Below are 8268 nucleotides of genomic sequence, written 5' to 3'. Positions count from 1 at the left end.
GCCGATCGCCCCTTCCACCTACTACAGCCATCTGGCGAAGCGTGCCGATCCGGCGCGGCAGTCCGACCGGGCCCGCCGTGACGATGCGCTGCGTCCCGAGATCCTGCGGGTCTTTGAAGAGAACTATCGGGTCTATGGCGTGCGCAAGGTCTGGCGGCAACTGCGTCGCGAAGGCTTCGACATCGCGCGTTGCTCGGTCGGGAGGTTGATGAAAGGGCTGGGGATCCGAGGGATTATCCGGGGTAAACCGCACCGGACAACGATCCCGGACAGATCAGCAACTCGATGACGAGGCCCCAGCGTGAGGCGCAGGCAAAATCCAGGCGCTGCAGAAAATCGACATCAAGGAGATCGTCGACATCGATATCGGCGCGTTCGGCATAGGTGTACACGAGCTTGTTCAGTTCGATCATGTCCGGATCCCTTGTCGGATCAGCGAACCTGCCCAGGTGAATCTCATCGAAATGGATGTGTGAGAGGAGATGGGCGATCTGCTCTTCAGAGTTCACATGCTTTGCCAAGACCGGGACGCCTGACAATATGAGCATCAACTGCCAATCCGGCTCCTTCATCAGTGCTTTGAAACGGTCGAGGAGCTTCTCGTTTGACGTTTTGCCGGAGGTGAAGGCGTGCTGGCATTCGTAGTAGTAGAGGCCGATGACGCCCTGTTCGCGGCACTGGTGGCGAACCATGTTCCAGAGTTCCCCCTGGGTGCGCCGGGGGTTCGCGGGGTAACCGAGTGCCTCAAGAGTCTTGTGACCCAGATCCTTCCAGCTGATCGACCCATCCAGCTTGCAGTAGATAATCCTGCCAACCTTCCCGTTAGGCATTTCCGTCATGCTGGCGTTGAATTCCTCTATCAGCCTGACTGTCTCGGAAGTCTTGCCGACCCGGGATTCTCCGGTGACCAGCATGCCGCGCACTTCGAAATGCCCGCCGATGGAGGCCTTGACGTAGTAGTCGTGCAGGCAGTTTTCGAAAGCTTCGCGGAGCTTTGCCGCGCGCGGGAAGGTATAGTGGCCACGCTGCAGAGCAAGTGATGCGTTGACGCAGTTCTGGTCGATGAAACCCATGGGTATCCTTGAATTGCTGGACGTCGTTGAGATGGCGGTAGTTACGAGAGCTCGCCCTTCTGGGCGGGGCGGCCGAGCCGGACAGGGGGCTCCGACGACGGCTTCTCCGCCTTGGGCTTCGATGTCCTGGCTGGTAGTGCTGGCGTAGAGGTCGGCTCCGCAGGCTCGTGATCGATGAGGCTTGCTCCGCCGAGAGGAAGGATCCCCGGGCCCGAGATCGCGGTGGCCAAGGTACCTGGGGCGACCGTATCGAGCGGCACGTGCGTGGTGACCAGCCGAGATGCGGCAAAGGTCAATTCCTGGCTCTGATCGAAGGGGGGCACACGCCTGCGACGTTGGTTTTGAATCCTACGACCAGGCGTCGGGAATGGCGCATGAGCCGCGACGACATCGCTGCGTTTGAGGCCAACTACACGACTCCCTCAATGCTGTCGGCCGAAACCGGTGCGCACTTGAACACGATTCGGGCCGTTCTGCAGCGCGAGCGGGTCCAGCCGTTCCGCCCGAACGGCCTGGATGTCGGACCGGTCTATCTTCGCAACGCTGTTGGGCCGGTTGTGGCACTCCTGAAATCTCAGGGGGGAAAGTGACCGCTATCCACTGGGTATGCTGAAATACCTTTTTACCCCAGTGCGTTAGAGGAGCCCTCGACACGGCGCCCCAAGCCTCTTGACAGGGGGTGTGCATGGAAACCGCCAAAACGTGCAAGCTTATGCTTCATTGGCAAAATATTGGAATTTGGCGACCCCGGGAGGACTTGAACCCCCAACCCCAGACTTAGAAGGTCCGTGCTCTATCCAGTTGAGCTACGAGGCCGTGAGTCCTCTGATAGCGGTTCGGAAAACGGTTCGCAACGCGCGATGATTTTCCGCGACCCTTGCCCGCCATTTTGCCATCGCGGCCCTGTGCGGCGGATTGGTCGTCGACCACCCGGGCTATTCGATCGCTGCGCGATCAGGCTTTACCGATTTGATCCGCAACACGCCCCTGATCGAGCCGCAAACTACCGCCGCAAACGGGAGCTTGGCGCCCGCATTCTGGTCAAGATCGAATATGTGAACCCGGCCGGCAGCGCGAAGGATCGTATCGTCTGGGCGCTGGTCCAAGATACCGAGGCGCCCTGCGCCATGGGCAGACGCTGGTCGGTGTGACCAGCGGCAATACCGGCATCGCTCTGGCTGCCATTGGGGCGGCGCGCGGCTATCCGGTGAAGATCTACGCCAGCGACAACATCAGCCCCGACAAATTCCGCCTGCTGAAGCATTATGGGGCAGAAATGGTGAAGGTCGAGGACGCGTTCTTCCTGGATCCGCAAGCGCTGGAAAAGATTGCCGCCCGCATCCGTGCGGAGAACCCGGACGCCTTCTTCACCGATCAGCCAGGCAATCCGTCGAACCCGCAGGCGCATTACCGCACCAATGGCCCCGAGATCTGGCAAGATACGGGCGGCACAGTCGAAGCCTTTGTCGCGGGCGTCGGCACCAGGGGCACGATTTCGGGGATGGGCCGCTATCTGAAGGAGCGTAACCCCGCGGTGCATCTGGGCATCGCCGAACCGGCCCTCGACAGCCTGCCGAATGAGGAGCGGCCCAATCCGCTGGAGATCGACGGCGTACATCATGTGACCGAAGCCCTGCCCGAGCAATTGCCCGGCAATTTCGCGCGCGAGGTGGTGGACAAGATCATCGCGCTCGATCCGCTGCAGACCGCAGGACCGCCCGGCATCTGGCGCAGGAGGAGGGCGTTCTGACCGCCACCTCGGCAGGCTCGATCCTGTCTACCGCGACCGAGCTGGCCCGCCGGCCCGAATTCGCCAGCAAGATCATCGTGGCCCTCCTGCCCGACAGCGGGGAGCGGTATCTGAAGGCGCCCACCTTCCGCGCCGCAGCCGCGCTGTGACCTTCCGCCCCCGGGCGCAAGCGGGAGCATCTCCTTATTCAATGGCCCGAAAAGACCGAACGGCGGATTTTCACCAACTCCGATGCGCCGGCCACCTTGCCATTGCTGGAGGGCCTGATCCGAGAATATGGCACCCGCTATGGCGATCTGCCGGGGCGCGGCACTGCGCGGAGCGAAATCGAGCGCTATCCCGCCCGCGGCTGGGGGACGTCCAGATCTTTCGGCGCGGGGGAGACCACCTCTGGGCCACATTGGCGTGGCGGCGGAAGCCCTTCCGGCGCGACGGCTTTAGAGCAATTGGTGCCTCGGCAGGCAGCGGCTGGAGCCCTTCTCCAAAAGCTGAGCCGTAAGGCGCGCGGACGAGCCGTCGGGATCGGGCATTCGACTCCGCGAAGGCACGGCGAGGCAGCCCGCGCAGCCAGCGGCGTTCGGCCGGTCCGCTCCATTCGCCCGAAGTGGCCGCAAGAATACTCGGACCCAGATCCCGTCTCGAGAGCTTGAAGAACGGAGCCTCGTGCGGGCCCCGGTCGCGTCAGGCTGGAAGATTATGGCCGGTGCACGGGCTCAAGGAATGATGTGAGCGCCCACAGCCATGGGGCAGTGAACACATTACTGTCCCGGCAATGGAGGTCAGGGTATTGAAATCCATTCAGATCTTACACTCGCTAGGATATCCGGCGTTTCTGGCTACGTTTACCGGAGACGCAGGAATACGTTGGGCTTGATCTGGATTCGGGTCATGTCCGCGGATCGGGCTCGGTTCGAGCCGGTGCGCCCCCCGGAATAGGCCCCGCCATATCGTGATCTCTCTGCGGCCCAAGGCCGAAGTGCATCCCGACGGCTCTGAGAGCGGCGGCCATTCAGACGGCAAGAGATTAACGAGACAGGAAAAGGGCACCACGCTGGTGCCCGACACAGCTCCGGCGAAGATCCAGCCTTACAGGAGAAACCATCAGATGAGGCGCCCCGGAACGACCGCCTCAATACCATGAACACCCACGCACTTCGGCAAAACGTCGGGCGCTCCGGGCAAGACCTCGCCCGGAACCACAGCGGGGTGTCAGTGCGTCCAGTTTGCCCGGCGGTCCGAGGCGAAATTCTCGCCATAGCCGCGCAGGCGGATGTTCTGCGCGCGCTTGTTGGGCTCGGTCACGGTATATTCGATGCCGTTTTCCTTGGCATAGGCCTCGGCAGCGGCGCGGCTGTCGAACTTCAGGCGCACCTGGGTCTGGGTGTCGTCCGAGCTGGTCCAGCCCATCAACGGGTCGATCTCGCGCGCATCGGCGGGCTGATAATCGAGATACCAGGCATTCGTCTTGGCCTGGCCAGACTGCATGGCGTTGCGGGCTGGCTGATAGATGCGCGCGCGCATGGGATTCCCTCTCGAAAACTCGCCTTGTCTGGACCTGATACCGGATCCGCCGAAAAAGGCAAGCGCGACCGCCCCGGGAGGACGGATCGCCCTTGAAAGAGAACGGAAAGAGATCAAATCTGACGCAAACCCCGGGAGCCCGCGACATGCCGCACAACAACACCAACCTGCCGACGGAACGCCCCGACGTGCTGACCCGGCCGAAGCTGGAAGGCGGGCGGCGCTTCGTGATGAAGACGGAATTCTCCCCGGCGGGGGATCAGCCCACGGCGATCAGGGAATTGGCGCAGGGGGTGCTCTCGGGCGAGCACGATCAGGTGCTGCTGGGGGCGACGGGCACCGGCAAGACCTTCACCATGGCCAAGGTGATCGAGCAGACGCAGCGCCCGGCGATCATCCTTGCGCCGAACAAGACGCTCGCCGCGCAGCTATACGGCGAATTCAAGGGCTTCTTCCCGGAGAACTCCGTCGAGTATTTCGTATCCTACTACGATTACTACCAGCCCGAAGCCTATGTGCCGCGCACCGACACCTATATCGAGAAGGAATCGCAGATCAACGAGCAGATCGACCGGATGCGCCACTCCGCCACCCGGGCCCTGCTGGAGCGCGACGATGTGATCATCGTGGCCTCGGTCAGCTGCATCTATGGGATCGGCTCGGTCGAGACCTATTCGGCGATGACGCAGGACATGACGGTCGGGCAGCTCTACGATCAGCGCCGCTTCCTCGCGGAGCTGGTCGCGCAGCAGTACAAGCGGCTCGATGCCGCCTTCCAGCGCGGCAGCTTCCGGGTGAAGGGCGACACGGTCGATCTGTGGCCCGCGCACCTCGAGGACCGCGCCTGGCGGTTCAGCTTCTTCGGCGAGGAGCTGGAGCGGATCGACGAATTCGACCCCCTGACCGGGCAGAAGACCGACAGCGTCAAGCAGATCCGCATCTATGCCAACAGCCACTATGTGACGCCCCGGCCGACGCTGCAGCAGGCGATGAAGCAGATCCGGGTGGAGCTCGCGCATCAGCTGAAGACCTTCAATGATCAGGGCAAGCTTCTGGAGGCGCAGCGGCTGGAGCAGCGCACGAATTTCGACCTGGAGATGCTGGAGGCGACCGGCATGTGCAACGGGATCGAGAACTATTCGCGCTACCTGACCGGGCGCGGCCCCGGCGAGCCGCCGCCCACCCTGTTCGAATTCATCCCCGACAATGCGATCGTGTTTGCCGATGAATCCCACGTCACCGTGCCGCAGATCGGCGGCATGTACCGGGGCGACTTCCGGCGCAAGTTCACCCTGGCGGAGCACGGATTCCGCCTGCCGAGCTGCACCGACAACCGGCCGCTGAAATTCGAGGAATGGGATGCGATGCGGCCGCAATCCGTGTTTGTATCCGCCACCCCCGCGAAATGGGAAATGGAGCAGGCGGGCGGGGTGTTTGCCGAGCAGGTGATCCGCCCGACCGGCCTGCTGGACCCGGAGGTGGAGATCCGCCCGGTGGAGACGCAGGTCGACGACGTGCTGGACGAGATCCGCAAGGTGGCCGCGCGCGGGCTGCGCGTGCTGGTGACGACGCTGACCAAGCGCATGGCCGAGGACCTGACCGAATACCTGCACGAACAGGGCGTGCGCGTGCGCTACATGCACAGCGACATCGACACGATCGAACGGATCGAGATCCTGCGCGACCTGCGGCTCGGCGCATTCGACGTGCTGATCGGGATCAACCTGCTGCGCGAGGGGCTGGACATCCCGGAATGCGGGCTGGTGGCGATCCTCGATGCGGACAAGGAAGGGTTCCTGCGCTCTGAGACATCCCTGGTGCAGACGATCGGGCGCGCGGCGCGCAATGCCGAGGGCCGGGTGATCATGTATGCCGACCGGATCACCGGCTCCATGGAGCGCGCCATCGCCGAGACGAACCGCCGCCGCCAGAAGCAGATGGCCTATAATACCGCCCATGGCATCACCCCGCAGACGGTGAAGAAGAACGTGGAAGACGTGTTGGCGGGGCTGTGGCAGGGCGATACGGATATGTCTCGCGTGACGGCGACGATCGAGGCGCCGGCGGTGGGCGCCAATCTGGCTGCGCATCTGGACGACCTGCGCGGGCGGATGCGCAAGGCTGCGGAGAACCTGGAATTCGAGGAAGCCGCGCGGATGCGCGACGAGATCAAGCGGCTGGAGGCGGTGGAGCTCGCGGTGGCGGAGGATCCGCTGGCGCGGCAGACCGCGGTGGAAGAAGCGGCCGAACAGGCGGTGGCGGCGCGCGGCCGCTCCACCGCCGGGCGGCCGGGGCAACGGGGCGGCGTGAAGAAACGCCGCCGCTGAGGAGGACAGATGATTACGATTACCTGCGAGCATCCGGTGCAGGAGAACCTGGCGCAGCTCCATGCCCGGCATACGGCCGCGATGCATGCCGATACTCCGCCCGAATCGATCCACATGCTGCCCGCGGATGCGCTGGCGGCCCCCGGCATCCTGTTCTACGTCATGCGGGAGGACGGGCATGCCGTGGGCATGGGCGCGATCAAGCGGATCGACGCCGAGCATGCCGAGGTGAAATCCATGCATGTGCTGATGGAGCTGCGCGGGCGCGGGCTGGCGCGGATGCTGCTCGGGCATCTGGTCACCGAGGCACGGGCCGAAGGATACCGCCGGCTGAGCCTAGAGACCGGCACGCAAGACAGCTTCGGCGCGGCGCGGGCACTGTATCTGAGCTATGGTTTTGTGGAATGCCCCCCATTCGAGGGCTATGCGCCCGATCCGAACAGCGTCTACATGACCCTGACGCTGTGAGGGCCGCGGCGCCAGCCCGGCCCGCCTCCTCCCAAGCAGTCCCCGCATCAACGGCGGGGATACGAAGCAGCGCCGGGACGGTGGGCTGGCGGGGCTGATGTGTTGATCCAAGGGTTCCCCGGAAGCGGAATTTTCATCCTCGCGTTCCGCGGGCACTCTGCAATGGCCAGACATCCCGGCCACCCCACCGAGAGGCGCGGCGTCGTGTTTGCTGCAGCGCGGCGTCTCAACGATGGCTTCGTGCTGTTCAGCCCCTTCCCGCACAAGGATTGCCCGGGAATGCTGTCATGGATGCGGGGCATTGAGGATCCTTCGGTCCGTTATTGCGCGGCCAGTGCAGGTTGCGGCAGCGGCAGGATTTCTGGGTGAGGGGCCGAAGGCGCGGCCGCGATCGCTGCGCCCAGATAGCGCTCACCACTTTCGGGCAGGACGGTGAGGATCAGCTTTTCAGCATTTTCGGCCCTCTGAGCGAGGCGCGTCGCGGCCCAGATCGCCGAGCCGGAGGAGAGGCGCAAATGCAGCCCTTCGCTGCGCAGAATGTCGCGCGCAGCACTCCTGGCCTCGCGCGTGTCGAGCTCCAGAATTTCGTTGGGGACGCCGCTGTCATAGGTGCCGAGCAGCAGCTCGGCTTGGGTATCGGATACGCGGTGCACCCCCTCGATCTGATCGACATAGGGATTGTCATCCGAGGGAAGCGAGCTGAGAGCCAGCTCGACCACGACGTTATGAATTCGGGGCTTGCGTGCCCTGAGGGAGGCGCCGGCGTCCAAAATGGTGCCGCCCGTGCCGACCAACGAGAGTGTCGATCGTGCCATCGGTATCGGCCCAGATTTCGGGGCCGGTGGTCTCGAAATGGATGCGGGGGTTCGCTGCATTGTTGATCTGGTTGGTGAAATACCCGTTCGGGTTGATGCGCTGGATGAAGTCGATGATGCGATCGCGCGCGCCGGGTGCGACAGACACCTAGCTCGGGATCGCACGACTCCGGCGCTGAAATGACGTATAGTTCTCTTCAAAGACCCGCAGGATCTCGGGACGCAGCGCATCGTCACGGCGGGCCCGGTCGGACTGCCGCGCCGGATCGGCACGCTTCGCCAGATGGCTGTAGTAGGTGGAAGGGGCGATCGGC

8 protein-coding genes, 1 tRNA gene and 1 pseudogene are annotated in these 8268 nt (G+C 63.7%); 6 read left to right on the top strand and 4 right to left on the bottom strand.

What is annotated here, in order from left to right:
* Window positions 1-280: pseudogene (locus ACOMG5_RS17295) on the top strand (IS3 family transposase); the annotation flags it as partial.
* Here ACOMG5_RS17295 and ACOMG5_RS17290 read toward each other — a convergent pair.
* A complete protein-coding gene (locus ACOMG5_RS17290) occupies window positions 234-914 on the bottom strand; it encodes an ATP-binding protein (protein ID WP_420345031.1) in 681 nt (226 codons plus the stop codon). The pseudogene ACOMG5_RS17295 and the gene ACOMG5_RS17290 overlap by 47 nt on opposite strands.
* 533 nt (window positions 915-1447) lie before the next feature.
* Here ACOMG5_RS17290 and ACOMG5_RS17285 point away from each other — a divergent pair.
* Window positions 1448-1663 (top strand): hypothetical protein, encoded by a 216-nt coding sequence (locus ACOMG5_RS17285; protein ID WP_420345030.1) that lies wholly within the window; start codon window positions 1448-1450, stop codon window positions 1661-1663.
* Window positions 1664-1812: 149 nt separating this feature from the next.
* On the opposite strand, the gene ACOMG5_RS17280 is transcribed toward ACOMG5_RS17285, so the two are convergent.
* Window positions 1813-1889 (bottom strand) — tRNA-Arg (locus ACOMG5_RS17280).
* A gap of 44 nt (window positions 1890-1933) precedes the next feature.
* On the opposite strand from ACOMG5_RS17280, the gene ACOMG5_RS17275 reads away from it, so the two are divergent.
* Both ACOMG5_RS17275 and ACOMG5_RS17270 read left to right on the top strand, forming a co-directional pair.
* Window positions 1934-2224 carry a hypothetical protein gene (locus tag ACOMG5_RS17275; RefSeq protein ID WP_420345029.1) on the top strand — a complete coding sequence of 97 codons (291 nt, stop codon included), beginning with the start codon at window positions 1934-1936 and terminating at the stop codon, window positions 2222-2224.
* Window positions 2221-2823, top strand: a complete 603-nt coding sequence (locus ACOMG5_RS17270; protein ID WP_420345028.1) for a pyridoxal-phosphate dependent enzyme — start codon at window positions 2221-2223, stop codon at window positions 2821-2823. Before ACOMG5_RS17275 ends, ACOMG5_RS17270 begins: the two co-directional genes overlap by 4 nt.
* A gap of 1209 nt (window positions 2824-4032) precedes the next feature.
* Here ACOMG5_RS17270 and ACOMG5_RS17265 read toward each other — a convergent pair.
* Window positions 4033-4344, bottom strand: coding sequence for an ETC complex I subunit (locus ACOMG5_RS17265; RefSeq protein ID WP_420345027.1), 312 nt, complete (start codon window positions 4342-4344; stop codon window positions 4033-4035).
* Window positions 4345-4490: 146 nt separating this feature from the next.
* Here ACOMG5_RS17265 and uvrB point away from each other — a divergent pair, with 146 nt between their 5' ends.
* Both uvrB and ACOMG5_RS17255 read left to right on the top strand, forming a co-directional pair.
* Window positions 4491-6671, top strand: a complete 2181-nt coding sequence (gene uvrB, locus ACOMG5_RS17260; protein WP_420345026.1) for an excinuclease ABC subunit UvrB — start codon at window positions 4491-4493, stop codon at window positions 6669-6671.
* 9 nt (window positions 6672-6680) lie between these two features.
* Window positions 6681-7139: a GNAT family N-acetyltransferase gene (locus ACOMG5_RS17255; RefSeq protein WP_420345025.1), complete on the top strand. Its 459-nt coding sequence runs from the start codon at window positions 6681-6683 to the stop codon at window positions 7137-7139.
* Window positions 7140-7459: 320 nt separating this feature from the next.
* Here ACOMG5_RS17255 and ACOMG5_RS17250 read toward each other — a convergent pair whose 3' ends face one another.
* Window positions 7460-7954: a hypothetical protein gene (locus ACOMG5_RS17250; RefSeq protein WP_420345024.1), complete on the bottom strand. Its 495-nt coding sequence runs from the start codon at window positions 7952-7954 to the stop codon at window positions 7460-7462.
* Window positions 7955-8268: the final 314 nt, after the last annotated feature.

The organism is Paenirhodobacter sp. (assembly GCF_041916475.1).
Classification (GTDB): Bacteria; Pseudomonadota; Alphaproteobacteria; order Rhodobacterales; family Rhodobacteraceae; genus Rhodobacter.
The sequence above is the reverse complement of the archived record's forward strand: the minus strand, read 5'-3'. Positions and strand labels throughout refer to the sequence as shown.

Bases quoted from the DNA above. Each gene is read 5' to 3' on its own strand.
- ACOMG5_RS17290 (WP_420345031.1), bottom strand. From the start codon at position 914: ATGCTGGTCACCGGAGAATCCCGGGTCGGCAAGACTTCCGAGACAGTC.
- ACOMG5_RS17275 (WP_420345029.1), top strand. From the start codon at position 1,934: ATGATTTTCCGCGACCCTTGCCCGCCATTTTGCCATCGCGGCCCTGTG.
- ACOMG5_RS17255 (WP_420345025.1), top strand. From the start codon at position 6,681: ATGATTACGATTACCTGCGAGCATCCGGTGCAGGAGAACCTGGCGCAG.
- ACOMG5_RS17250 (WP_420345024.1), bottom strand. From the start codon at position 7,954: ATGGCACGATCGACACTCTCGTTGGTCGGCACGGGCGGCACCATTTTG.
- ACOMG5_RS17285 (WP_420345030.1), top strand. From the start codon at position 1,448: ATGAGCCGCGACGACATCGCTGCGTTTGAGGCCAACTACACGACTCCC.
- ACOMG5_RS17265 (WP_420345027.1), bottom strand. From the start codon at position 4,344: ATGCGCGCGCGCATCTATCAGCCAGCCCGCAACGCCATGCAGTCTGGC.
- uvrB (WP_420345026.1), top strand. From the start codon at position 4,491: ATGCCGCACAACAACACCAACCTGCCGACGGAACGCCCCGACGTGCTG.